Origin of the sequence: Candidatus Poriferisodalis sp., assembly GCF_965219595.1 — a bacterium.
In the GTDB taxonomy this organism is placed as follows: domain Bacteria; phylum Actinomycetota; class Acidimicrobiia; order Acidimicrobiales; family Poriferisodalaceae; genus Poriferisodalis.
On the sequence record NZ_OZ244781.1, the window covers coordinates 2,354,240 to 2,378,030 of the forward strand.

A 23,791-nucleotide genomic window follows, 5' to 3' on the forward strand; every position below is an offset into this window, starting at 1 on the left:
CCCCACATCATGACTTGGATCGACAAAGCGCTCGACGGCTGCTCCCCGCAGGTCGTGATCAACGATTCGAAGACGCCCAGCGGCCGTGCGCACGTCGGTTCGCTGCGCGGCGTGCTGATCCACGACGCGTTGGCCCGGGTGGCCCGAGAGCGCGGTCTGGACACGACGTTCATGTACGGCTGCGACGACATGGATGCGGTCGATGAGATCCCGCACGGCACCGGTAAGCAGTTCGTAGAGCACTTGGGCAAGCCGCTGTGGGCGGCCCCGGCGCCCGAGGGTCTTCGCGGCGCTTCGATGGCCGAAGCGTACTTCGGCGAGTTCACCGGGAAGTGGTTCGATACTGCTCGCATGCCGTCCGATTCCGCTGGCTCGCCAGCGGCGGCGGCGGGGCCGTTCGAGACGCTCGGCGTCGAGGTCGAGTTCTACCGCATGAGCGACGTCTACCGCTCTGGCCGGCTCGACGACGTCATCGACACCTTCCTGCGAGCTGCGGCCGATGTGCGGCAGATCTACCTCAGGCTCAGCGGGGCCGAGCGTTCAGACGACTGGCTGCCGTTCCAGCCCATCTGCGAGCGGTGCGGCCGCATCGGCACCACCTACGCCTCCGATTACGACGGCGAGACCGTGGCGTACGAGTGCAGGGCCGATCTGGTGACCTGGGCCGAGGGCTGCGGGCACCGCGGCCGCATCAACCCGTTCGGCGGCAACGGCAAGCTGCCGTGGAAGCTGGAGTGGGCCGCCAAATGGAAGCTCTTCGGCGTCTCGATCGAGGGTGCTGGCAAGGACCACATGGCCGCCAGCGGATCGCACGAGGTGTCCTCCGCGCTCGCCCGCCAAGTGCTCCGGTGCCCGGTGCCCGTGCCCGTGCCGTACGAGTTCTTCACGCTCGGCGGCGCCAAGATGAGTTCGTCGCGGGGCATCGGCATGACCTCGTCAGACCTGGTCGAGATGCTGCCGCCCGAACTGCTGCGCTATCTCGTGCTGCGGACACAGCCTCGGCGCTCCATCAATTTCGACCTCGACGTGCCCAGTCTCACCAAGGCATTTGTGGAGTATGAGCGGCTCTGGCGATCCGCGGCCGGCAGCGAACCTCGCCCCAACGACAGCCAGCTCTACTCGATGACGCGTGCATCGCTGGGGCCAGATGTGCCGGCGGCGCCCGAGTTCGGCCCGCCGTTCGACTCGGTGCTGAGCCTCGCCCAGCAGCCTCACATGCAGCTCGCGGACCACGTCGCATCGCTCGGCGTCGATCTGTCTGCAGCAGAGTCGGAGTGGCTGTCTCGCAAGGAGGCCACCGCACGACGGCTGATGGCAAGCAGCCCCGACCTCGCTGGTGTGGTCAAGATGCTCGATGCATCCGAGGCCTCGCAGCAGCGCAGTGCGCTGGACGAACGCCAGCGCAACTTCCTCGACCATTGCTTGCAGCGACTGAAGAATCTGCCCGAGTGGGATTCCAAGGCCATTCAGGACGAGATCTTCGAGTCGGCCCGCGATGTCGGGATCGACCCGCGCTCGGATGCTGCACTCGTATTCGGAGCTCTGTATCAGGTGCTTTTCGGATCTGAGACTGGACCGCGAGCAGGCAGTTACCTGGCATTCCTCGGGCGCGAAGAAACACTCCAGCGATTGAGCTGAGCAGCGGGTGATGCCGTCTCCGCTGCGAGCGCAACGGCCTGTGCGGCGTCAGGCGCCCATGGCGTGGTAGCCGCCGTCGACATGCACGATCTCGCCGGTGGTGCCGCCGAACCAGTCCGACATCAGTGCGAGAGTGCTGCGGGCCACGGCCTCGCTGTCGGTGATGTCCCAGCCCAGCGGCGCCCGTTCGGTCCATGCGTCTTCGAATTCGGCGAAACCGGGGATCGACTTGGCAGCCATGGTGCGGATGGGTCCCGCCGAGATCAGGTTCACCCGGATGCCCTGCGGTCCGAGCGACTTGGCCAGATAGCGCGCCGCTGATTCGAAGGCTGCCTTGGCCACACCCATCCAGTCGTAGACCGGCCAGGCCACGCTGGCATCGAAGGTGAGCCCGACCACTGAGCCCTTCGCTTCGGCCAGCAACGGCGCCATCGGTGACGTCAGCGAAGCGAGGCTGTAGGCGGAGATGTTCAGCGCCGTGGCGACATCCTCCCAGGGGGCGTGGAGGAAGTTGCCGCCCAGGCAGCTCGCCGGCGCGAAACCGATGGCATGCAGCAGGCCGTCCAGTCGGCCCCAGCGCTGCTCCAGATCGGCTCGCACAGCGTCGATCTCGTCGGGCAGGGTGACATCGCACGGCAGCACATCGGGCGGGTCGGGCAGCCGCCTGGCTGCTCGCTCGGTAAGCCGGATGCCCCTGCCGGCGCCGGTGAGCACCACCTCGGCGCCGTGCTCCTGCGCCAAGCGCGCCACGTTGAACGCCAGCGAGGCATCGGTGAGCACGCCGGTGATGAGGAATTTCTTGCCTTCCACGATTCCGCTGCCCGCCACGCTCTCGCCTCCGCTGGGTGTCTGGGCGCTGCCGCGTACAGCACCGTTCTTCGCCGGACGCTACCGCTGCGCCACGCGCCACTTGGGTGCCGCCGCCGGCGGGAGTGCACGTGATCCGGCGCGCCGAGGCCGAGCCACCGGGCGAGACGCCGGCCGGTCACATTGCCGTGGGGCGCGCTCGGCCGTACCGTGAGCGCCGTGCCGGCAGATGCAACCCCCAACGGGTCCGCTGACGGGGTCGCGGCAGCGAGTCCCTCGAGCAGTGCTGAACCCACCCGGATCGGCATCATCGGCGGCACCGGGCCCGCGGGTGCCGCATTGGCAGCCCGGCTGGCCGACATCGGCTGCGAGATCACGCTGGGCTCGCGTTCGAAGTACCGGTCGATGGAGGTCGTGGACAACATCGTGGATCGGTGGCCCGACCGCCGCCTGCGAATCCATCCCGGCGCCAACAGTCTCGCTGCGGCCGAGCCCACGGTGGTGATCGCAACGCCCTGGGATGCGGCGGCGATTACGGCACGGGACGTGGCCGAGCACCTGCGCGGCAAGGTCGTGGCCACCATGTCCAACGCGCTGGCCCGCGTCGACGACGAGTTCGTGCCGCTCATCCCGCCGAGAGGCTCCGTGGCTGCGTCGGTGCAGGCCACGCTGCCTGAGTCGCGGGTTGCTGCAGCCCTCCAGCACGTGCCCGCGACCGAGCTCGGCAATCTCGACGAGCCGGTGCATGGTGACATCCTCATCTGCAGCGACCATCGCGAGGCCACGTGGCACATCGCCGAGATCGTGGACCGCATGCCCGGTGCACGGGCGCTCGACTGCGGCAATCTGTCCAACGCCACCGCCATCGAAGCGTTCACTGCTGTGCTGATGCAACTCAACACCCGGTACCGCACCCGGGTCGCGCTCCGCCTCGTGGGTCTGGATCACGTGCCGATCAGCGTGCTGGGCGGCGGGCCGAGCGGTGCCGATGTGGCCCAACCGGCCGCTGAGACCGTCCCCGACTGATCCGGCCTGGCCGGTCCGATGAGCCGGGCTCTGCAAGCAGGGCGATGAAGCTGGATGAAGCTGTACGAAACCCAGCAGCGAGCCGTCGTGCCGCTCGACGCGCAGCCGGGGCGCACCGTGCGGATGTACGTGTGCGGCATCACGCCCTACGACGCCACCCACGTCGGTCACGCTGCCACGTTCCTGGCCTATGACGTGCTCCAACGCCGACTGCGCGACCTGGGATGCCGCACCCGCTGCGTGCGCAACATCACCGACGTCGACGACGACCTGCTGTCGCGGGCGCGTGCCATGGGCGTGCACTACCTCGACCTGGCGGCAGGGTCGCTCGCCGCATTCGACGCGGACATGGCGGCGTTGGGCCTGCTGCCCGCCGACGCCGAGCCCCGAGCGACATCGGCAATCGCCGACATCCGGCGACTGATCGGACGGCTGCTCCGCAGCGGCCACGCCTATCGCACAAGCGACAACGTGTACTTCGACGTCTCGGCCGCACAGAGCTTCGGCGAGCTGAGCGGCCTCGATGCCGCCGAGATGGTGGAGCTGGCGCGCAGCCGTGGCGGCCGGCCCGACAACCCCGACAAGCGCAACCCGCTCGACTTCGTGCTCTGGCAGCGTTCGGCGCCCGGTGAGCCCGAGTGGTCCTCTGCGTGGGGTCTCGGCCGTCCGGGATGGCATGTGGAGTGCTCGGCGCTGGCGCTGGAGCATCTCGGCGAGACAGTCGATGTGCACGGCGGCGGCAGCGACCTGGTGTTCCCGCACCACGAGTGCTCGCGGGCGCAGTCGGAGGCCGCTACCGGGCGACCGTTCGTGCGTCACTGGATGCACACGTCGATGGTGCGGCACGGCGGCGCCAAGATGGCCAAATCGGCGGGCAACCTGGCGTTCGTGGCCGACCTGCGGGCGCGCTGGGAGCCCATGGCAGTGCGTCTGGCGTTGCTGGGCGCGCACTACCGGTCAGATTGGGACTGGTCCCCCGAGCGGGTGGCCGACGCAGCCCGCCGTCTCGAACGCTGGCGCGCCGCGGGCCGCGGCGATGGTGCGCTGGCACGGGTGCGCGAGCGTCTCGACGATGACCTCGACACTCCCGGCGCGCTGGCGGCCATCGACGCCGCGGTCGCCGAAGGAGCACCGGTCAGCGACGCTGCGGCCCTGCTGGGCGTGGTTCTGTAGCTTCTTGGCAGGAGGACCGGCCCGCTGTGTCGCTTGGCAGGGCCAGCGGGCCAGGCCCTCCGGCACCCTCAGAGGTTGAGCCGTTGGGTGAAGCTGCGGCCCGAGCGGCAGCGAACAAGAGCGCGCAGCAAGGGGTGACGCGAGGGGAAGTTCCGGCAGTCCGCGCGCCGGTAGCGTTGGCCGCGATGGCCGAGCCAGACGAACTTGGCGAGGTACGCGACGAGCTTCCGGAGGACTTGGACCGAGGATTTGTCGGCGTGTACAAGTTCCCCGACAATTCGCGGCGCAAGATCACCGGCGCGTTGTGTTTTGCGGTGGGCGTCTGGGCCGCCACGGCAGCGCTCGCATGGGGCGGCGATGCGGTGCTGCTCAACACCGGGGTGGCCACCGGCGGCGTGCTCCTTGCTCTCGTCGGCATCTACCAATTCGCAGCGGGTCGCCGGTTTGCGGTCAACGAGAACGAGGCGCTGGTTGCCGCCGTCGCCGACGTCGGTTTTGCTGTGGGGCATGCCAGCGCCCAGCTGGGCTGGCGCGGCTGGATGAGCCGCCCGACATGGCGCGTGCTCGTCTACTCAGCCGAGGATCCGCCAGAGCAGCGGGGTCTGGTGCTGGTGGACGCTCTCAACGGCGCAGTGCTTGAGAAGTGGGTCGAAGACAATCCCGAGACCTGGATCGAGACGGCCTCGGACCCTGATGCTGCCGGCGAGCATGAGGCCGCTGCCGACGAGGATCAGGCCGGCATCGAGACAAGCGCGGCGACGGCGTCCGGCGACGGGGGCTGACGGTGTTCGACGGCAAGTTCCGCAAGGGCGTCGACAGCGTCACGGCGCCGATCGGGCGCGGCCTTGCGGCGATCGGCCTGAGCGCAGATGTGCTTACCGGGTTCGGCCTCGTCATGTCGGCTGCCAGTGCCATCGCCATCGGCGCCGGCCGGCTCGTGCTGGGAACCGTGCTGCTGGTGATCACCGCGCTCTCGGACCTCCTTGACGGGCCGGTCGCAGCAGCCCGGGGCACCTCGTCGAGCAGGGGCGCTTTCTTCGACTCGACGGCAGACCGGGTCACCGACGGCCTGCTGCTCGGCGGCATCGCGTGGTATCTCGCCGGTGAGCACGGCGCGCAGTGGGCGGTGCTGCCGATGGCAGTGCTCGGTGTCAGCGCAGTGATCTCTTACGAGCGAGCCAAGGCCGAGCTGCTGGGCTTCGAGGCCAAGGGCGGGCTGATGGAGCGTGCCGAGCGGACGGTGGTGCTGGCCGTCGCAGTCGCCTTCGAAGTGCTGCTCATTCCATTGCTCTGGGTGCTGCTGGCGCTGTCGGTGGTGACTGCGGTGATGCGCTTTGTGAAGGTGTGGCGCCAAGCCAGCGCACGCATGTCGCAGTGAACGCAGCGCCGCTTCGCGAGCGTGTGCGCGGCCTCCTTCGTCCCGTGCGACGGCGGGACAAAGCTCGCCGCCCGGTAGGGCGGGACAAGGCGATAGTGCTGGGGTACCAGGCAGGGGCATCAGCCGCCCGGCTGGCCCCGCTGTGGCTCACCGAGCGTGTGGCCGAGCTGGCCGGACCGGTACTCGCCCGGCTGATGCCTGCCAAGGCGGCGATGGTCCGGCGGCATCAGGCCCGCGCGCAACGCTGGGCCGCAGACTCGACGGACGATCTCGACCGGGCCACAGCGGCTGCGTTCAGCTCCTATGCCCGCTACTGGCTGGAATCGTTCCGCCTGCCCGCGCTGAGCGAGCTCACCTTGGACCGGGGCATCGACGTGCCGGCGTATCACCATGTGGAGGAAGCCCTCGAACGCGGCAACGGCGTCATCTTGGCCCTCCCGCACCTCGGGGGCTGGGAGTGGGCCGGGTTCTGGATGGCCACGGTCAATCGACTGCCGATCACCGTGGTGGTGGAGCCGCTCGACCCGCCTGAACTGTTCGAGTGGTTCGCCGACTTCCGTGAGCGATTGGGCATGCGGGTCGTGCCGCTCGGGCCGAACGCGGGACGCGAGGTGCTCGGCGCCCTGCGACGGAACGAGATCGTCTGCCTGCTGTGCGACCGCGACCTCACCAACGACGGCGTCGAGGTGACCTTCGGGGATGAGCGAACAACCCTGCCGGCGGGCCCGGCAATGCTGGCGCTGCGATCAGGCGCTGCCCTGCTGCCGACCGCTGTGTACTTCCGCCCCCGGGGCAGGCACCTGGGCACGGTTCGGCCGCCGATCGATGTCACGCGGCACGGCCGCCTGCGCGACGACGTGACTGCCGTCACCCAGCGACTCGCCGACGATCTGGTCACGCTGATCGCCGCAGAACCGCACCAGTGGCATCTCTTCGGCCCCAACTGGCCATCGGATCAAACCGTGGCTAATGCCCCCTGACTAGCGACTTTGTTAGTTGGCAGCCTCGTGCAGGGCGGCGAGTTGTGCGACGGTTTGGTTGACCAGACGGCGGTCGCGTGGCGAGCAAGCAGCGATCTGCGCTTCGACACCGTCGAGCGCGGCGAGGAACGAGAACCTAGTGATCATGTGGTTGAGCCAATGCTGGGGTTCCGCGGGCTGGGTGAGCAGGCCGATGTCTTCGGAGGGCAGTCGGCTGGTGTCGAAGTTGTCGAGGAGATCGGCAGGCTCGAACGGCGCATTCCCGAGTTTGTCGTCAACTGTGTCGTGCCAAGCCTTGAGGACAAGAAGGCGACGGACAAGCGACTCATCGAAGGTGGCTTGGCCGTACCAGTAGAGGTCATACAGGTCGCGGACTTTCGCGCGTCGCCGCCATGCGGCAAGTTTCTCGGCGATCGCTTCTTCGAGGGTGGGTGTGGGGATGGCGGGCATGTCGAACTCGTACCCGCTGTGGACCGGAAGAGCGACGGGAGTCAGGTCTTCGGCCGGGAGCCAGAGGGGCCGAGCGGAAACCTCGATGCGGGAGGCGATGGCGGGACGGCCCAGGGGAGTGTCGATTTCGAGATGCCCGCGCATCGGACCACGCTCGCCGATTCGAAAGGCGACATCGTGGGTCGTGGCATTGTCGAGCGTGTCGAGGACGAGCGCGGCTGTTTCTGCGTCGGGAGCGGCAAAGTCGAGATCCGTGGAGAAGCGACCGGCATTGCCGGCGCGCAGCTTGCGTAGCGAAGTTCCACCCTTGAGCACGACGCCGAAGCCGAAGATGCCCTGCTCGTGAAGGTAGTGAAGGGCGTAGTCTTGGGCGACATCCAGCAATGCTGGCGCTGCCATGCCAGCGCGGCCCATGTGGTGACGGGCGAGGAAGCCTTCAGTGATCATCGCTGGGGGAGGTAGGCGTCGTAGACCTTCCACTCGGGGTCCCAAGTGCCTTGGCCGTCCCGCGGCCCGAGATAAGTGACGCCGTGGGCGGAGGGAAGCGTGCGCTTGATGACGTCGGCGATGTCGTGGCGCTGAGACCAGCGGGCGACGTGACCGAGGCGAGCGAGGGCAGCAGTCGAGCGTCCTTCGGCTTCGGCCAGCACATCGTCCAAGTCAGCCGCGTGCATGGTCTCGGCCAGCCACCCGTCTGCGTTTGCCCAGTTGTGCTGCCGGGCAGGATTGGCGGAGATGGCGACGACAATGGTCGCGGCTTGCCACACCGGAAGGCCGTCTCGGTCGACGGTGGGCACACGCCAGTCGAACGCAGCGGAGCGCGCTTCGCAGAGCGCCCGCGGCGGGCGCCAGCCCGGCTGATGCGCGTAGGTGTGGCGGCTGGGCGGATGCATCGAGTAGCCGAGTTCCCACACAGCGGACGCGAACGCTACGGCGACGCGGGCGTCGGGCTGGCGCTGCAACAACGCCCGTAGTTCGATCCAGGGATCACCTGACCCGACCCCTGCTGCACGCGCAGCAGGGGCGAACTCCCATGCGTGTCGCGCGCGTATCGGGACGAGCCATCCCGCTCGAGTGAGTCGGTCGGCGGCTGCACGTGTGTCCAAGTGCGATCCCGTCCGGCGGATGATGTCTTGGAGCAACGCAGCCGTGACAATTTGAGGCTGGTGCAATTCGAGGTCTTGCAAAATGGCCGCAAGGCTGCGAGGCACATGTCGTGCTGTCAATTGAACATCTTTCACATACATATAATACGCACTTTACGTGTTGTTGACAACAAATCCTCGAGTGGAGGAACCGTCGAAACGCTTCGGAATGTCCGCAACGTCAATGCCCCGAACGGGGAAGCGAGCCACGATCGGTCTTGTTGTGGCGTCTGTGCCGCGCCTAGCGTCGCGTTCGACAGTGAGTATTCCCGCGCGGATCGCCGGCGAGGTTCGCCCGATCTGATGCGCCCATCTGATGCAACCGCCCCTTCGACAGTGAGGAACGGCTGAGTGAGAATCGGAATCATCTCGCCGTACAGCCTGACCAGCGCCGGCGGCGTTCAGGTACAGGTGCTGGGCCTAGCCCGTGCGCTGGCTGCGAACGGCCACGACACCAGGGTGCTGGCGCCCTGCGATGGTGCTCCGCCTCAGACCGGCGTCACGCCGCTCGGTGCAAGCATCCCGACGTTCGCGAATGGGTCGGTCGCCCCGATAGCACCCGATTTCGCATGCACGCTGCGAACGGTACGGGCGCTGCGCGACGAGGAGTTCGACGTTCTGCACCTGCACGAGCCGCTGTGCCCTGGGCCGACGCAGACGGCGCTATTCCTGCGCTCTGCGCCCATCGTGGGGACTTGGCACGCAGCGGGGGGCAGCCTCGCCTATCTCGTGCCGGGAACGCGGTGGCTGGCGTCACGGATCGACGTTCGAGCCGCAGTCTCGGCTGACGCCGCCGAGATGGCTCGCAACGGTGTCGGCGGCGACTACGAGCTTGTCTTCAACGGCGTCGAACTCGACCACTTCGACGATGCGGTGCCCAAGCGCGTCGAAGCACCCACTATCGCCTACATCGGCCGTCACGAGCCGCGCAAGGGCCTCGCCGTGCTGCTTGAGGCAATGTCACGGCTACCCGAGGGCGTCCGGCTGTGGGTGATGTCGCGGGGCCCACAGACCGAGGAGCTGCAACGTAGGCATCAGCGCGACACGCGCATCGAATGGCTGGGACGGGTCAGCGAGGCGGAGAAGTTGGCGCGCATCAAAGGCGCCGACGTGCTGTGCGTGCCGTCGCTGCATGGCGAGAGCTTCGGCGTAGTGCTGCTGGAGGCGATGGCGGCGCGCACGCCGGTGGTCGCGAGCGACCTGCCCGGTTATCGCAATGTCGTCAGCATCGGCGACGAAGCCGTGCTCGTTCCCCCCGGCGACCCGAAGGCGCTCGCGGAGGCACTCATCGGTGTGCTCACGCGTCTCGATCGATCTGCCGATCTGGTGGCGGCGGGCCGTCAGCGAGCCGAGCAGTTCTCGATGGCCCGCCTGGCAGACCTCTACGCCGATATGTACGAGCGCGCCATCGCCCAACGCGCTGCCGCCTAATGGTGCCGCTGGCCGTGCTTGCACACGGCACCGCGTCCGGTTGGACTACGTGTCGCGGTGGCTGGCTGTGCCGCCCAAGGATGAATCGGTTGCGCAGGGGCGGTGATCGGCGGGTGGCTACCCTCAGCACTCGCATGCTTGGTAACCGTGTCGCCGAACGATGACTACAACCGTCGGTTCATCACCGCTGCCCTATCGGGAGCCCGGACACGAACAGCTTCCACATGTCGTGCGTTTCTCGGGCGGCCGAAGCTCAGCGATGTTGGTGCTCAAGCTTGCGCAGGGCGGCGTCCTCCAACATGGCCGCGGTGACTTGGTGCTATTTGCGAACACGACAGCAGAGCATCCAGGCACATACGAGTTCGCTCGAAGTGTGTGCGAGGAGATCGAGGGCCGATTCGGGGTGCCCTGCCTGTGGTACGAGGGGTGTGCTGTCGAGGTGGCGACACGATCTGGCTACACCCGCTCGCGAACCTTCCGATTGGTTCGCCGGGAGCCGGCCCATGACCGAGATGATCCACGCTGGCCCGGTTACCGGTCGCGGGGGGAAGCATTCGAAGAGATGGTGTCGTGGACAAGGCTGCCGTCGAGGTGGCGACGCATGTGTACCACGGAGCTAAAGGTTCGGCCAGGCCATGATCTGGTTGCTGAGTGGCTGTACGGCGGACCGGGACCGGCACGCCAGGGCCATCACAGGGATGCATCCTTGGCCACGGCCGCCGTCGTCGCGGATCGCTACCGGGGAGTGTTGGACCGTGACGAGCGCGAGGCGCGTCTCCAAGTGGCCTGCGCCGAACCGTGGGCGCGCCCACCGCAGGAGTGGCAGGACTTCACTTCGGTGAATTTGAATCGCCCGGTAGGCGGACCTCGGGGTTGGGCTGACATCTGGGGTCGCTTCGGAGATGCACAGCGATTCGTATCGGTACTTGGCTTGCGAGCGGACGAGCCGGAGCGAGTGCGGACCGCGATGTGGCGGTCGCTCATGGCCGAGGGTGCCATGGGTACGCGATGCCGCGACCGGATTCAGCCCGCTGGGGAACTGGTGTATTGCCCCTTGAGCGACGACGGCATTGGCGAGGACGACGTAAGGACCTATTGGTCGGGTCGGCCCTATGACTTGGACATTCCGGACGGCGCTGGCAATTGCGTCTACTGCTTCCTGAAGGGCCCAGCAGCGCTCGCGCGGTTGGCCGCTCAGATGGACGGTCAGGATGACGATGTCAAGGGCACTCCTGTGGACATTCGCTGGTGGTCGCGTCTTGAGGATGCATACGGTCGTCCGTCGACGAATCAGGAGGGCCGTATCGGCATGTTTCACGACACCGATTACGAGACGATCTTGCGACGCGCGACGAGCCGCGACCTCGTGAGCGTGAACGGCTGCGCGGCGGATGGCGTTGACCTCCGCGTGCCGTGCTCGTGTACGGACTAGTCAGCAGGGAGGGTGCCGTGCGTGAGAGTGATGAACCGCGCCTCGTCTTTGTGGACCGTATGGCCGCTCCGGAGGGGTTTCGGTCCGGTGAGGGCACGGACGACGAGATCGTCGTGCGCGAGCTCGTTCAGAATGCCCTTGACGCAGGGGCCGACACGGTCGACTTCTGCACCGTGCGCTTGCCTGTCGAGCAAATCCCCGACATCGACGGCTACCGGACCGCGATCGATGCGATTCACCCGGACCTACGGCAGACCCCGGTAGCGAGAGCTGCTTTGGAGCGCATCGGTCGCTCGCTCAAGGCCGACTCAGTGACTTGCTTGCTGTGCATTGACAACGGTACCGGTCTCCGCCTCGGCGAGTATCAGCGGCTGCTTGCGGAGGCGATGTCGGCCAAGGTGGGCGAGGCGGCCGTCGGCAAGCTGGGATCCGTCGGCGTTGGACACCTGACAGCACTCGATGCATCAGACATGCGGTATGTGCTCTACGGGTCGCGCGGACCTGACGGGCTGTTGTTCGGCGGGCAGGCCATGTTGGCGAGCCAGCGACAGGAGCGTGACGGAGAGGAAGTACACAAGGAGCGGCAAGGCTGCTTGACTGCAGCAGCGCATGTAGATGGCTTTCGTGGCTACAAGGCTCAGCCGGCCGACCCTGCGAGCACGCCGACGTGGATGAGAGTTCCGACTACGTCAGGAACGACGGTAGCGATCCTTGCCTACGACTCCCGAGACGAGGAGTCCCCCGGTCGAGACGGTGACGGCAATCTGGCAGCCGACCCACACATGGATCGCATCTTCAATGCCGTCGCGAAGCACTTCATGGTTGCACTCAAGCAGGGCAGATTGACCGTGACCTACAGCTCCGAGTTGAGGAGCAGGGTTTCGCTCGATGAGGATGAGGTCGGCAGGCGCTTGGAAGCGGACCGCGGGCGCTTGCGGGCAAGCGGTCGCAACTACGGTTCAGGCGCCCGAGCGTGGGCCGCGTGGGAGACGCTCACTGAAGACCGAACCTTGCCATGTGATGGGGGCTCGCTCTGGTACAGGCTGACACCCGGTAAGGACACCAAGGTCACGGTGTTTCGTAACGGGATGCGCATCACCGACGATGCTCCGAGACTCAGAAGCCACGATTTTCGAGGCATCAAGGCCTTCAGCGCTGTGCTCGACGCAGGCGGCGAACTGGCTGCGGCGATCAAGGAGTGCGAGACTGATTCGCACCTCGAGATCAAGGTCTCGCAGGCCCCTGGCGAGTATGGCGCATTGACCCAGTCGGGCTTACAGGCTGTGCAGGACGCCCTCAAACAAGCCGTGGGTGAGCTCGAGACCGACGAGTGGGTGCCTGACGTGTTGCGCATCTTCGACGCTGAAGGCATGCCGAGCAAGATCGAACCCGCACCGCCGCGGCGCCGGCCACCTCGACCCGAATCGCCGCAACCGCCGCTGCCCCAGCCGGAGCCTGAACCCGGGCCTGCACCACCGGGTCCGGGCCCAGGGCCAGGTCCCGGACCGGGCCCAGGTCCAAACCCCGGGCCTCGTCCCGTACGGCCGCAGTCGTGGCGACCCGGCAGTGTCGAAGGAGTACGGCGGTCTCTGATTCCCGTGAACGGGACAGATGCGGTCGTGGAATGGGACTTTACGGGTGAGAGTCGCCGGCCGTCCAACGTCGGCGTGTCGATCGTCGTGGGGTCCGGTTCACAACCTGCGGACCGAAGGCCGGCCCCTGACCGAGCACTGCTGATCCGGCCCGAAGGCGGCGCTGACGATGAATGGGCGGAGGAAGTGAAGGTGACCGCCGGCCAAGGGACCATCCGCGTTGAGGTGCAAGATGCGCCGCCGGGCTGGGAAGCCGTGACGGCGGTAGTGAGTAGGCGCGCGTGAGCATCGTGCCGGTCTGCGATGCCCGCGTCGATGCCCTCTCGCGCGACTGGCCCGAGGGTCACTATCGCTGCAATATGACGACTGTGCGTAGCGGGTATGCCATCACAGCGCATCACATCCTCGAGGGAGCGGATGAACTCAACGAGTTGGTCGTCAGCGGCGCAGCGCGCTTTGCCGTTGAGGTCGTCTCATCAGCCACATTCCGGAGCAGCTTGGTGTTGGCCCCTGAAGGCGCCGCGCAGCACACTCTCGACCTCGATGCCGCGACCTTTGCCAAGGATGGTGCCCAAGCTCGTCCCGGCCTCATCGCCGTCCGCGACTGCGCGCTGCCCGTTACTCACCTGAGCCCCGCTTGGCGAGAGCTCGGGCCCAGCGTTGAGGTCCAAGCCGGACAATGGCTTGCTCGGGGTCAACATGCGGAACTGACGTCTCCACAGATGAGTCTGCTCACGTTCGTTCCCGACCCAACCCTGCTACCACGCGAAATGCGCTGCCGCTATGCCCACCCGACCTACGAAATCGCCATGCATCCCGACGACTTGGTTGAGTGTCAGGAAAACGAAGGTCAGCCCGCGGCCAAGACCGTCATGCTCGCCGCATGGGTTTCTGCACTGGCTGATGCGAACCATCGAAGCGCGTTCGGCGGAAGCGTCGATGGCGAAGAGGACGCAAGCAGCGAGCAGAAGGAACTGATCGGCTATCAACTGGAGGCCAAGATCAAGGCCATAGATCCAGAGTGTCCGGCCCCAGGCGATGAAGGCTATGACCCCCTCCGTGCCGCCACGGTGCTCCTCGGTCAGGACTTGATCAAGTTCGCTATCGGGAGCGATGCGGCGTGAACGCGATTGGCAATGTGGTTCCTGAATCTGTGGAGCGGAAGTTCAGCGCGTGGCAGCAGTCGCTCGTAGAGCAGAAAAGGTCGAGTAATCCTGCGCCAGATCTGATCGCACGTCAGCAGGAGTTGGTCAACGCAGCTACTTCATCAGATCGATTGGCTGCGTTGCTTCAACAGAAGCTCGGTGCCGCGCCTGAACTCATCGACGCTGCACCGCCGCTGCAAGGTGTGACGGATGATGAGATGCTGACCACCAATTTCGAGTGGGAGCGCCACGTCGGACTGTAGCTTGAGGCCGTCACGCCGCAGCAAGCCCTCTCAAGTCCGTGGTGGTACATATGTCACATCGCTTGGCTGAGGGCCGGCACTTTCCCGAACCCGCCTGACACTGCATTCAACGCGCGAGTTAACCCCAGGGTTCTGTCGACCGATCCCGCCGCGATGCCCAATTCCGCGTCAGAGACGCTCGATAAGGCCACGAGGAATCTGCTGCGTCGGCTTGGCGGCTTGCCGCACATTCGCCGCCTCTATCGGGTCGCCATCGATCCGCCGATCGCACGCGCCTATTGGAGGTGCCGCCTGGCTACAGATGCTGTCGCAAATGCGCCAGCTGACGCCAATCTGACCGTTGAGGAGTGTCACCGGATTCTGCACCGCAGCTCATGGGACCGCTTCATGGAGCGTTCGCAAGGCACGTACAGTTCGTTGCTCGCTCCGCGCGCACTTGCGGCCGTATGCGCCGTAGCCGAGTTCAGCAGCCGAGGCGTGCGCGACGAGCACTTGCAGGCTATCGCCCAACGATGTTTGCGGTCTCACCCTCAACTCATGGACTGGGCTGAGCTGACTCGTCCCGCCAGTACAGCGCCTTCTGAGGCGACGCCCTCCGGTGAGTCCGCGCCGTCCGCAAGCAACCGTCAGGCCCGGCGCCGACGCAGGCGCTGACGGGAGCAGTTCGACAAGCGGAGCAGTTCTCGATGGCCCACCTGGCGGGCATCCACGCGGACATGTACGAGCGTGCGATCGCGCTGCGCACTGCCGCCAAGGGCTGACCGCCAGTTGAAGCAGTGGCGCAGCGAGCCTGATTTGCGCCCAATGCCATGCGCCGGCGTGGGGCGGGGGAGCCGGGCCGGTTGAATGCTGCGGGTGGACCCGCTGTTCGCCATCTATCGCAGTCGAGCCGACAAGCTGCTGGCGGAGTTCTGGGCCGTGCACCTGGTTGCGGCGACCATCGTCGGCGTGCCGGTGGCGCTGTTCACCGGGCTCGGCTGGTGGGCGCTGCCGATTGCGCTCGCTGCGACGTGCGTGCTCGCCGCCGGCGAACTGGCTGTGGGGGAGCGGCGCCTGCAACGAGCGCTCCTCGGAGCCGGCTCGGGGCCGAGCGATGCTGACAGCCATCCTCGCCTGGAAAACGTTGTCGACGGCGTCTGCCTGCTCGTGGGCGTTCCGGTGCCGACGCTCGCTGTCGCGCCGAGCTCGGCTGCGAATGCGACGGCATTTGGCCGGCGACCGGATCGCTCGACCCTCGTCGTCACGCAGGGACTGCTTGAAGCGCTCAATCGCATCGAGCTGGAGGCCGTCGTGGCGCGGCTGCTGACGCAGATTCGTGACGGGCGGGCTGCCTACCTGACCACCGCCGTCACCACGGTGGGGTTTCCGGCGCTGGTGTGGCCGGCCCTGTGGCCGCTGGTGCAGGCTCGCACCGAGCGCGAAGCCAGCACCGGCAGCGATTTCGACGACGACGCCGAAGCCGTGCGGCTGACCCGTTACCCGCCCGGTCTCGCCGATGCGCTCCAGACGATGTCGGCGGCCGGTGTGCGCACTGATGCACCGCGGGTGACCTGGCCGCTGTGGCTGGCCGATCCGAGGGCCGACGCAGCCGATGCTCCCGACAGCCTGCCCGACTACCGGGCCGACCTCGAGACGCGGGTGGCGGTGCTGCGCGAATTCTGAGCTCGGCGGGATAATCCCCGGGGCAGCACTGGGGCCGTTCCCTACACTGAGCGCATGAATTCAGGTGACGGAGCGTCTCATCTGGTCGGAACGGTGCGGGTCAAGCGCGGGCTTGCCGACATGCTCCGGGGCGGCGTCATCATGGATGTCGTTACGCCCGAGCAGGCCAAGATCGCGGAAGACGCCGGAGCGGTCGCCGTCATGGCGCTCGAACGCGTGCCGGCCGACATTCGCCGTGACGGCGGTGTGGCCCGCATGAGCGACCCGGCGATGATCGAGGGCATCCAGGCGGCCGTGACGATCCCGGTCATGGCCAAGGCCCGGATCGGCCATTTCGGCGAGGCCCAGGTGCTCGAATCCCTCGATGTCGACTACATCGACGAGTCTGAGGTGCTGACACCCGCAGACGAGGCACATCACATCGACAAGTGGGCGTTCACCGTCCCGTTCGTCTGTGGCGCCACCAACCTGGGCGAGGCGCTGCGGCGCATCTCCGAGGGTGCCTGCATGATTCGCTCCAAGGGCGAGGCCGGCACCGGCAACATCGTCGAGGCCGTCCGCCACCTGAGGGCCATCACAGGCGACATCCGCAAGATCACCCAGGCCGATGCCGCCGAGCTGTTCGATTGGGCGAAGCAGCTGCAGTCGCCGCTCGGCCTGGTGCAGGAGATTGCCGAGACCGGCCGCCTGCCGGTGCCCCTGTTCTGCGCCGGCGGCATTGCCACACCGGCCGATGCGTCGCTGGTGATGCAGCTCGGCGCCGAGGCAGTGTTCGTCGGCTCGGGCATCTTCAAGAGCGAAGACCCGGGGCCGAGGGCCGAGGCCATCGTCGAGGCCACCACGCACTACCGCGATCCGTCGGTGGTGGCCAAGGTGAGCCGGGGTCTCGGCAGCGCCATGCCGGGCCTCGAGATGGAAGGTCTCGAGACCAAGCTCGCCGAACGCGGCTGGTAGGAGGCTGAGCCGAATGGCGAAGCCGTGGCCCGAGCGGCCCGTGAGCCCAATCGCATGGGAAATCGGGAACAAGAGCGGAAAATAATGCCGGCGCGGAAGAGCGCCACCGCGAGCGACAGCCAGCCGTTGATCGGCGTTGTCGCGCTGCAGGGAGCTGCCGCCGAGCACGTTGCCGCCTTCCGGCGCGCCGGGGCCAGAGCTGTCGAGGTCCGCGTGCCCGCAGATCTCGACGGTGTCGATGCTGTGGCGCTCCCGGGCGGCGAGTCGACCACCATGTCGCACCTGCTCCGCACGAGCGGGCTGTTCGATGCGCTGTCTGAACGCCTGGCCGGCGGCATGCCGGCGTTCGGAACCTGCGCGGGAATGATCCTGCTCGCCGTCGATGTGCTCGACGGCCGCCCGGATCAACGCTGCTTCGGCGCCATCGATATCTCGGTGCGTCGCAATGCATTCGGCCGCCAAGTCGCCAGCTTCGAGGCGGAGCTCACCGCCGACGGCCTCGATGAGCCCTTCAAGGCGGTGTTCATTCGAGCACCGTGGGTGGAGCGTGCAGGCGACAGCGTGGAGGTGCTCGCTGAGATCACGCCCGCCTCGAACTCGTCGACCGACGGCGTCCCGTCGTCGGTGCCGGTGCTGTGCCGGTCAGGACCGATCCTGGTGTCGAGCTTCCACCCGGAGCTAACGGCCGACGACCGCATTCACCAGCTCTTCCTCGACATGGTCGGCGCATCCATGGCCCGCTGAGCGGCCGCGCCCGGCAGACTGTCGCGGCTGCACTGCCTGATGGCAGGTCTCGTTCGGGAGGGGGTCTGTGTCTGGTCATTCCAAGTGGGCCACGATCAAGCACCGCAAGGGCGCTGCCGACAAGGCGCGCGGGAAGCTGTTCGCCAAGCTGATCCGCCAGGTCGAGGTGGCCGCACGCGAGGGCGGCGGCGATCTGGATGCCAACGCGACGCTGCGGACCATGTACCAGAAGGCACGCGACAACTCGGTGCCGCTGGACACGATCGAACGCGCCATCAAGCGAGGCACCGGCGAGCTCGAGGGCGTGTCGTACGAGCAGGTCACCTATGAGGGCTACGCGCCGGGGGGCGTGGCGATGTACGTGGACGTGCTGACGGACAACCGCAATCGCACCGGGTCGGAGATCCGCAGCGTGTTCACCCGCGCCGGCGGATCGCTGGCCGAGCCGGGCGCGGTGGCGTGGCAGTTCGAGCGCAAGGGCGTGGTGGTGGTGCCCGCGGTCGAGCCGCAGCCCGACGGGTCTACGGCCGCAGGCACGGTGCCCGACGAAGACGAGTTGATCCTGGTGGCGCTCGATGCCGGCGCAGAGGACGTCGAGCAGGAGGGCGATACCTGGCGAGTCACCGCCGCTGCCGCCGACACGATGGCGGTGCGCGAGGCGATTGAGGCAGCGGGCATCGCGGTGACCTCGGCCGACCTGACGTACGCGCCGCAGAACCTCATCGAATTGACCAGCGTGTCGGAGGCCAAGCAGGTCATGGCGGTGCTCGACGCGCTCGACGATCACGACGATGTGCAGGGCGTGTACGCCAATTTCGACATCAGCGATTCGCTGCTGGAGGCGATCGCCGGCTAGGGCGGAGCGGTGTCACGCATACCCGGCTCGGACGGTGCCAAAGGCTACGGTTCGTACTGATGTTCGTATTGGGGATCGACCCGGGAATGTCACGCTGCGGGTACGGCGTGGTGGAGCAGATTCCCGCTGCTGGAACGCAGCGTGCCCGCACCGAAGCAGTCGCCCTGGGCGTCATCCGCACCGATCCAGGAGAGCCGCACGCAGCGCGCCTGGCCACGCAGATGGGTGAGTTGCAGGCCCTCATCTCCGAATTCCAGCCCTCGGTGGTGGCCGTGGAGCGAGTCTTCTTCCAGGCAAATGCGCGCACTGCGATTGGAGTCGCGCAAGTGGCCGGGCTCGCCATGGCGGTGGCGGCCGCAGCAGGGCTGGAGGTGGTCGAATACACGCCGACCCAGGTCAAGCAGGCCGTTGCGGGCTGGGGCGGGGCCGACAAGGACCAGATGAAGCGCATGGTTGCCGAGCTGCTCGCGCTGCCGGGGCCGCCTGAGCCAGCCGATGCCGCCGATGCGGCTGCGGTCGCGCTGTGCCACCTGTCCCAGGCTTCCTGGCACGGGGCGGCAACCCATGCCCGGGCGCGTGTGCTGCTGCCCGCTTCGGGCGCGGCGGCACCCACGTCGTGATCGGCTCAGTGCGCGGGCGCCTGCTCGACAAGGATCCCGGCGGCGAGCTGCTGATCGAGGCCGGCGGGGTGGGGTACCGCGTTGTCGTGGCGCCGTCCACGCTGGCCGGCGCCGGACCGGTGGGCGACGAGTGCTTCGTGTATGTACACCACCACGTGCGCGAGGACGCTTCCGACCTGTACGGATTCGCCGAGCTCGACGAGCGGCGCTGTTTCGAGGCCCTGCTCAGCGCGCACGGCGTGGGCCCCGCGCTGGCGCTTGCCGTGCTCTCGCACCTGCCGCCCGACGAGCTGCGGCGCGCAGTGGCCGCCGACGACGCCGCGGCGCTGGAGCTGGTGCCCGGCATCGGCGCCAAGACGTCCAAGCGGATGGTGCTGGACCTCAAGTCGCGGCTCGGCGCGCCCGACGTTGCCGGCGCTGCCGCTGTGGCGGCGGCCGGCGACGGCGCAGGATCTGCGGTTGCGGAAGTGCGGGCCGCACTGAGTCAGATGGGATTCGCTCCGGTGGAGATACGTGAGGCAATGGCCGCCGTGACGATCGAGGCAGCACGCGATGCCGAAGCCGACACCGGTGCCCTGCTGCGCGTGGCGCTGCAGGAGCTGGGTCCGCGATGAGTGCTGGGGGAGCCCGCAGCGAGGGCTACCGGCGTGACGATTCGGGGGTGTCAGAACCGGGCCGGAGCGAGGTCACCGACCCAGCCCGCTCGGCGGTCGACGACGGCGATGCCGAGGCCTCGCTGCGACCGCGGTCGCTGGAGGAATTCGTCGGCCAGCCCGAGGTGCGAGAACACGTGGCCATCACGCTGCGGGCTGCGCTGGCCCGGGGCCAAACGCCCGACCATCTGCTGTTCGCCGGCCCGCCGGGCCTGGGCAAGACCACGCTGGCCGGCATCATCGCCGCCGAGTTGAACGCGGCTCTGCATCTGACGTCGGGCCCGGCGGTGGAGCGAGCCGGAGATCTCGCGGCAATCCTCACCAATCTGGCTGACGGCGATGTGCTGTTCATCGATGAGATCCACCGCCTGCCCAAGGTGGTCGAGGAAGTGCTGTACCCGGCCATGGAGGACTTCGCGATCGACATCGTGCTGGGCAAGGGACCTGCCGCGCGCTCGATCAGATTCGAGCTGCCCCGCTTCACCCTGGTCGGCGCCACGACTCGCACCGGGCTGATCTCGGGACCGCTGCGAGACCGCTTCGGCCTGGTCGAGCGCCTCGACTACTACTCGACGGAAGATCTCACGGCGATTGTGGTCCGTGCGGCCGGGATTCTGGGCGTGGACGTTGACGCTGAGGGGGCTGCGGAGATTGCTTCACGCAGCCGGGGCACGCCGCGGATCGCCAACCGGTTGCTTCGCCGGGTGCGCGACTTCGCCGAGGTGCGCGCCAGCGGCGCCGTCGACGTGGCAGTAGCGCAGGAGGGGCTCGCAGCATTCGGCGTCGACGAGCTCGGTCTCGACAAGGTCGACCGGGCGATTCTCGACGCTCTCGCTGTCACTCACGCCGGGCGACCGTTGGGGCTGTCGACGCTGGCGATCACCGTGGGCGAGCAGACCGAGACGGTGGAGGACGTGTACGAGCCCTTCCTGATCCAGCGCGGGCTGCTGCAGCGCACGCCGCGGGGCCGCATCGCCACCGCAGCGGCGTATGCACATCTCGGCGTCGAGGCCCCGCCGTTCGCCGACCTCGCCGGGGCTTCCGTGGGCGGCGACGACATCACGCTGTTCGATGCGTCAGGGCGGGCGGCCGACGATGCCGCCGTCTCCCCTGAGCGGATGCAGCATCCCGCAGCAGAACCATCGGCCGCGCCAGCCGCCGAGCTGTCCGCCGACGCACCCGTGGAAATCGACGACTCAGCGTGGTGAGCCTGCACGGCGCTGGGCGATCCGCGACGATTGGCGTCCGCTGGAGCGGCCCCGGCTGCTGAATTGCGAGCCGACGTAGCCTCCCCGCTGATGAGCGCGTCGCGGCTGCGGATGGACGAGTTCGACTATGAGCTGCCGTCGTCGTCGATAGCGCACGTTCCTGCCGAGCCGCGCGACTCGGCCCGGCTGCTGGTTGACCCGGGGCCGTGCCGAGCACCCGAGCACCGGCACGTCACCGATCTCCCGTCGCTGCTCGGCCCCGGGGATCTGCTGGTGGTCAACGAGACCCGGGTGATGCCTGCCCGCCTGCCGCTGCGCAAGCGCACTGGCGGCGCGGCCGAAGTGCTGCTGCTCGAACCGCTCGGACGCCGGCCGTCGGGCAGCGACGCAGCCCACCCGAGGGCCGCCGCCCGAGCGACTGCTCCAGAGGGTTCCCGCAGGGCGACACTGCCGCCGCGCAGCGACGCGGGCTGGGCGGCGCTGGTGCGACCTTCCCGCCGGATTGCGAATGGGACGGTGCTGGTCTCCGAGCGAGACCCGAGCGTGCGAGTGGTGGTGGGCGAGCGTCTGGACCGCCAGCGCCGAGCTGTGAGTGTGCTCGTCGGCGAGACGCCGCTCGCCGATGTGTCGCAGGCTCGCTTGCTCGAACGGGCGGGGGAGGCGCCGCTGCCGCCCTACATCGACCCGGACATGGCTCGGGGCGCCATCGCCCAGCGACTTGGTGTCAATGCCGCCGACAGCGATGCTGCTCGGACGGCGCTGGCCGATCGCTACCAGACAGTCTACGCCCGCTCGGATGGTTCAGCCGCGGCGCCCACGGCAGGGCTTCACCTGACCGAACGCGTGCTGGACGCACTGCGCTCGAACGGCGTGAGCATCGCGACCGTCGATCTCACCGTCGGCCTGGCCACGTTCGCGCCGGTGACTGCCGAGCACGCCGATGAGCACGAGATGCACACCGAGCACTACCGGGTGTCAGCGCAGACGCTCGCTGCCTGCGCTGCGGCCGTGCGCGTCGTTGCGGTGGGCACTACCACCGTGCGCGCACTGGAGGCTGCGGCCCGCCAGCAGCGCGACCTGCGCGTGGCCAGCGCTAAGTGCACGCCCGAAGCGGCCTGCGCGCCGCCGGACGACCACGGCGACCGGCGCGGCCTGGCACCGACGGTCAGCAGCGACATCAGCGGCTCGACCGATCTGTTCCTGCGGCGGGGTGCTGAGTTCCTGCTGGTCGACGCTCTGCTTACCAACTTCCACCTGCCCCGATCATCCCTGCTGCTGCTGATCGACGCGTTCATCGGGCCGCGCTGGCGTGACCTGTACGAGACGGCGCTCGCGGACGGCTACCGCTTCCTGTCCTTCGGCGACGCGATGCTGCTCCGGCGGACACCGCCCTCGTGAGGCTGGCGAGATGAGCGTTCCAGACAGCCCGCTGGCGTTCGAGCTGCTGGCGTCTGACGGCTCAGCTCGACGGGGACAGGTCACGACGGCCCGCGGGACCTTCCAGACGCCGGTGTTCATGCCCGTGGGAACCCGTGGTGCTGTGATCCATCTCGACGCCACCGACTACGAGCACCTCGGCCTCGAGGTCGTGCTGGCCAACACGTATCACCTGCTGGCGCGGCCCGGCATCGATGTGGTGGAAGCGCTCGGCGGGCTGCACGGATTCTCCGGCTGGGATGGCCATTTCCTCACGGATTCCGGCGGCTTCCAGATCATGTCCCTCGGCCGCCGTCCCGGCGGCGCAGATCAGCCCAGCCGCCGTCCCGGCGGTTCCTCTCAGGATGCGAAATCCAAGGTGGACGACGAAGGCGTGACCTTCCGTTCGACCTACGACGGCGCCCAGATGCGGCTGACACCCGAAGATGCGGTCGATGCGCAGCGCCGCCTGGGATCGGACATCCAGATGGCGCTCGACATCTGCCCCGAACTGCCCGCGCCACCCGACCAGGTGCGCGAAGCGACCGAACGCACCCACCTGTGGGCGGCCAGGGCCGCGGCGGCCATGGGCACTGCGCGACGGGACGGGATCGCCGGTGGGCAGGCATTGTTCGGCATCTGCCAGGGCGGCATCGATCCCGGCCTCCGGCGCGGCAGCGCCGAGACGCTGGCGTCGATCGGCTTCGACGGGTACGGCATAGGCGGGCTGTCGGTGGGCGAGTCCCGCAGCGAGATGGGCCCGGCCCTGCACGCAGCGACCGAGGTGCTGCCTGCCGACCGGCCTCGCTACCTGATGGGCGTGGGCGACCCGGCCCGCATTGTCGATGCCATCGCCGCCGGAGTGGACATGTTCGACTGCGTACTGCCGAGCCGGCTCGGCCGCCATGGAACCGCGCTCACACCCCAGGGTCGCATCAACATTCGCAATGCCCGGTTCGCCCGCGACGCCACGCCCCTCGACACTCGTGAAGAAGGCGCCGACAGCCGCCCCAGGTCAGGCGCCCGCTTCAGCCGCGGCTATCTCCGGCATCTGATGAGCGTGAATGAGCCCACGGCCAGCCGCATCCTGACGCTGCACAACATCACGTTCCTCAACGACCTGGTGGCCGACGCACGAGCCGCCATCGAAGCCGGCCGCTTCAGCGCATTCCGTGAGCAGGTCAATGAAGTCTGGGGCTGAGCCGCTGCTGGCGGAGG

General features: G+C 67.8%; 23 protein-coding genes. 20 read left to right on the plus strand and 3 right to left on the minus strand.

All coding sequences use genetic code 11. The features are described from left to right. The first annotated feature begins 9 nt into the window (after positions 1 to 9). Positions 10 to 1,638, plus strand: coding sequence for a lysine--tRNA ligase (lysS, locus tag ACOQPE_RS10485; protein WP_420608857.1), 1,629 nt, complete (start codon positions 10 to 12; stop codon positions 1,636 to 1,638). Positions 1,639 to 1,686: 48 nt separating this feature from the next. Here the strand turns inward: lysS and fabI are convergent, their stop codons facing one another. Next, positions 1,687 to 2,466 carry an enoyl-ACP reductase FabI gene (gene fabI, locus ACOQPE_RS10490; protein WP_420608858.1) on the minus strand — a complete coding sequence of 260 codons (780 nt, stop codon included), beginning with the start codon at positions 2,464 to 2,466 and terminating at the stop codon, positions 1,687 to 1,689. 198 nt (positions 2,467 to 2,664) lie between these two features. On the opposite strand from fabI, the gene npdG reads away from it, so the two are divergent. From npdG to ACOQPE_RS10515, 5 genes are all read left to right on the plus strand, one after another. Then, positions 2,665 to 3,471, plus strand: a complete 807-nt coding sequence (gene npdG, locus ACOQPE_RS10495; RefSeq protein WP_420608859.1) for an NADPH-dependent F420 reductase — start codon at positions 2,665 to 2,667, stop codon at positions 3,469 to 3,471. 54 nt (positions 3,472 to 3,525) lie between these two features. Beyond that, positions 3,526 to 4,644, plus strand: a complete 1,119-nt coding sequence (locus ACOQPE_RS10500; protein WP_420608860.1) for a cysteine--tRNA ligase — start codon at positions 3,526 to 3,528, stop codon at positions 4,642 to 4,644. Positions 4,645 to 4,829: 185 nt separating this feature from the next. Beyond that, positions 4,830 to 5,426, plus strand: a complete 597-nt coding sequence (locus ACOQPE_RS10505; protein ID WP_420608861.1) for a hypothetical protein — start codon at positions 4,830 to 4,832, stop codon at positions 5,424 to 5,426. A gap of 2 nt (positions 5,427 to 5,428) precedes the next feature. Next, the gene (locus ACOQPE_RS10510; RefSeq protein ID WP_420608862.1) at positions 5,429 to 6,022 is read left to right on the plus strand and encodes a CDP-alcohol phosphatidyltransferase family protein; all 594 of its coding nucleotides are present in this window, start codon (positions 5,429 to 5,431) and stop codon (positions 6,020 to 6,022) included. A 44-nt stretch (positions 6,023 to 6,066) separates the two neighbouring features. Continuing rightward, the gene (locus ACOQPE_RS10515; protein ID WP_420608863.1) at positions 6,067 to 7,002 is read left to right on the plus strand and encodes a phosphatidylinositol mannoside acyltransferase; all 936 of its coding nucleotides are present in this window, start codon (positions 6,067 to 6,069) and stop codon (positions 7,000 to 7,002) included. A 12-nt stretch (positions 7,003 to 7,014) separates the two neighbouring features. On the opposite strand, the gene ACOQPE_RS10520 is transcribed toward ACOQPE_RS10515, so the two are convergent. Then, the gene (locus ACOQPE_RS10520) at positions 7,015 to 7,836 is read right to left on the minus strand and encodes a nucleotidyl transferase AbiEii/AbiGii toxin family protein (RefSeq protein WP_420608864.1); all 822 of its coding nucleotides are present in this window, start codon (positions 7,834 to 7,836) and stop codon (positions 7,015 to 7,017) included. Between the two features lie 59 nt (positions 7,837 to 7,895). Further along, complete coding sequence (locus ACOQPE_RS10525) at positions 7,896 to 8,414, minus strand: type IV toxin-antitoxin system AbiEi family antitoxin (protein ID WP_420608865.1); 519 nt, start codon at positions 8,412 to 8,414, stop codon at positions 7,896 to 7,898. A 534-nt stretch (positions 8,415 to 8,948) separates the two neighbouring features. Between ACOQPE_RS10525 and ACOQPE_RS10530 the strand changes: the two genes are divergently transcribed. The 14 genes from ACOQPE_RS10530 to tgt all read left to right on the plus strand — a co-directional run bounded on the left by ACOQPE_RS10530 (position 8,949) and on the right by tgt (position 23,774). After that, positions 8,949 to 10,028 carry a glycosyltransferase family 4 protein gene (locus ACOQPE_RS10530; RefSeq protein WP_420608866.1) on the plus strand — a complete coding sequence of 360 codons (1,080 nt, stop codon included), beginning with the start codon at positions 8,949 to 8,951 and terminating at the stop codon, positions 10,026 to 10,028. A 1,054-nt stretch (positions 10,029 to 11,082) separates the two neighbouring features. After that, positions 11,083 to 11,460: a hypothetical protein gene (locus ACOQPE_RS10535; protein WP_420608867.1), complete on the plus strand. Its 378-nt coding sequence runs from the start codon at positions 11,083 to 11,085 to the stop codon at positions 11,458 to 11,460. 17 nt (positions 11,461 to 11,477) lie between these two features. Beyond that, positions 11,478 to 13,337 (plus strand): hypothetical protein, encoded by a 1,860-nt coding sequence (locus ACOQPE_RS10540; RefSeq protein ID WP_420608868.1) that lies wholly within the window; start codon positions 11,478 to 11,480, stop codon positions 13,335 to 13,337. Further along, a complete protein-coding gene (locus ACOQPE_RS10545; RefSeq protein ID WP_420608869.1) occupies positions 13,334 to 14,176 on the plus strand; it encodes a hypothetical protein in 843 nt (280 codons plus the stop codon). Before ACOQPE_RS10540 ends, ACOQPE_RS10545 begins: the two co-directional genes overlap by 4 nt. Next, entirely contained in the window at positions 14,173 to 14,460 is a 288-nt protein-coding gene (locus ACOQPE_RS10550) for a hypothetical protein (RefSeq protein ID WP_420608870.1), read from the plus strand. Before ACOQPE_RS10545 ends, ACOQPE_RS10550 begins: the two co-directional genes overlap by 4 nt. A gap of 846 nt (positions 14,461 to 15,306) precedes the next feature. After that, positions 15,307 to 16,122 carry a hypothetical protein gene (locus ACOQPE_RS10555; protein WP_420608871.1) on the plus strand — a complete coding sequence of 272 codons (816 nt, stop codon included), beginning with the start codon at positions 15,307 to 15,309 and terminating at the stop codon, positions 16,120 to 16,122. Positions 16,123 to 16,176: 54 nt separating this feature from the next. Next, positions 16,177 to 17,076 (plus strand): pyridoxal 5'-phosphate synthase lyase subunit PdxS, encoded by a 900-nt coding sequence (gene pdxS, locus ACOQPE_RS10560; RefSeq protein WP_419864268.1) that lies wholly within the window; start codon positions 16,177 to 16,179, stop codon positions 17,074 to 17,076. Positions 17,077 to 17,160: 84 nt separating this feature from the next. Further along, positions 17,161 to 17,820, plus strand: coding sequence for a pyridoxal 5'-phosphate synthase glutaminase subunit PdxT (gene pdxT, locus ACOQPE_RS10565; RefSeq protein WP_420608872.1), 660 nt, complete (start codon positions 17,161 to 17,163; stop codon positions 17,818 to 17,820). Positions 17,821 to 17,887: 67 nt separating this feature from the next. Further along, positions 17,888 to 18,676, plus strand: a complete 789-nt coding sequence (locus tag ACOQPE_RS10570) for a YebC/PmpR family DNA-binding transcriptional regulator (RefSeq protein ID WP_420608873.1) — start codon at positions 17,888 to 17,890, stop codon at positions 18,674 to 18,676. Between the two features lie 59 nt (positions 18,677 to 18,735). Then, a complete protein-coding gene (gene ruvC, locus ACOQPE_RS10575; RefSeq protein ID WP_420608874.1) occupies positions 18,736 to 19,296 on the plus strand; it encodes a crossover junction endodeoxyribonuclease RuvC in 561 nt (186 codons plus the stop codon). Beyond that, on the plus strand, positions 19,293 to 19,910 hold the full coding sequence (gene ruvA / locus ACOQPE_RS10580) for a Holliday junction branch migration protein RuvA (RefSeq protein ID WP_420608875.1): 618 nt from the start codon (positions 19,293 to 19,295) through the stop codon (positions 19,908 to 19,910). The genes ruvC and ruvA overlap by 4 nt, the downstream gene beginning before the upstream one ends. After that, a complete protein-coding gene (ruvB, locus tag ACOQPE_RS10585; RefSeq protein ID WP_420608876.1) occupies positions 19,907 to 21,157 on the plus strand; it encodes a Holliday junction branch migration DNA helicase RuvB in 1,251 nt (416 codons plus the stop codon). Before ruvA ends, ruvB begins: the two co-directional genes overlap by 4 nt. A gap of 90 nt (positions 21,158 to 21,247) precedes the next feature. Beyond that, on the plus strand, positions 21,248 to 22,555 hold the full coding sequence (locus ACOQPE_RS10590; protein WP_420608877.1) for an S-adenosylmethionine:tRNA ribosyltransferase-isomerase: 1,308 nt from the start codon (positions 21,248 to 21,250) through the stop codon (positions 22,553 to 22,555). A gap of 10 nt (positions 22,556 to 22,565) precedes the next feature. Continuing rightward, positions 22,566 to 23,774, plus strand: a complete 1,209-nt coding sequence (tgt, locus tag ACOQPE_RS10595) for a tRNA guanosine(34) transglycosylase Tgt (RefSeq protein ID WP_420608878.1) — start codon at positions 22,566 to 22,568, stop codon at positions 23,772 to 23,774. Positions 23,775 to 23,791: the final 17 nt, after the last annotated feature.

What these genes read in the sequence shown, in the direction of transcription:
- lysS (WP_420608857.1), top strand. Translation starts at nt 10, where the DNA reads ATGACTTGGATCGACAAAGCGCTCGACGGCTGCTCCCCGCAGGTCGTG.
- ACOQPE_RS10500 (WP_420608860.1), top strand. Translation starts at nt 3,526, where the DNA reads ATGAAGCTGTACGAAACCCAGCAGCGAGCCGTCGTGCCGCTCGACGCG.
- ACOQPE_RS10505 (WP_420608861.1), top strand. Translation starts at nt 4,830, where the DNA reads ATGGCCGAGCCAGACGAACTTGGCGAGGTACGCGACGAGCTTCCGGAG.
- ACOQPE_RS10555 (WP_420608871.1), top strand. Translation starts at nt 15,307, where the DNA reads ATGCTGCGGGTGGACCCGCTGTTCGCCATCTATCGCAGTCGAGCCGAC.
- pdxS (WP_419864268.1), top strand. Translation starts at nt 16,177, where the DNA reads ATGAATTCAGGTGACGGAGCGTCTCATCTGGTCGGAACGGTGCGGGTC.
- pdxT (WP_420608872.1), top strand. Translation starts at nt 17,161, where the DNA reads ATGCCGGCGCGGAAGAGCGCCACCGCGAGCGACAGCCAGCCGTTGATC.
- ruvC (WP_420608874.1), top strand. Translation starts at nt 18,736, where the DNA reads ATGTTCGTATTGGGGATCGACCCGGGAATGTCACGCTGCGGGTACGGC.
- ruvB (WP_420608876.1), top strand. Translation starts at nt 19,907, where the DNA reads ATGAGTGCTGGGGGAGCCCGCAGCGAGGGCTACCGGCGTGACGATTCG.
- ACOQPE_RS10590 (WP_420608877.1), top strand. Translation starts at nt 21,248, where the DNA reads ATGAGCGCGTCGCGGCTGCGGATGGACGAGTTCGACTATGAGCTGCCG.
- tgt (WP_420608878.1), top strand. Translation starts at nt 22,566, where the DNA reads ATGAGCGTTCCAGACAGCCCGCTGGCGTTCGAGCTGCTGGCGTCTGAC.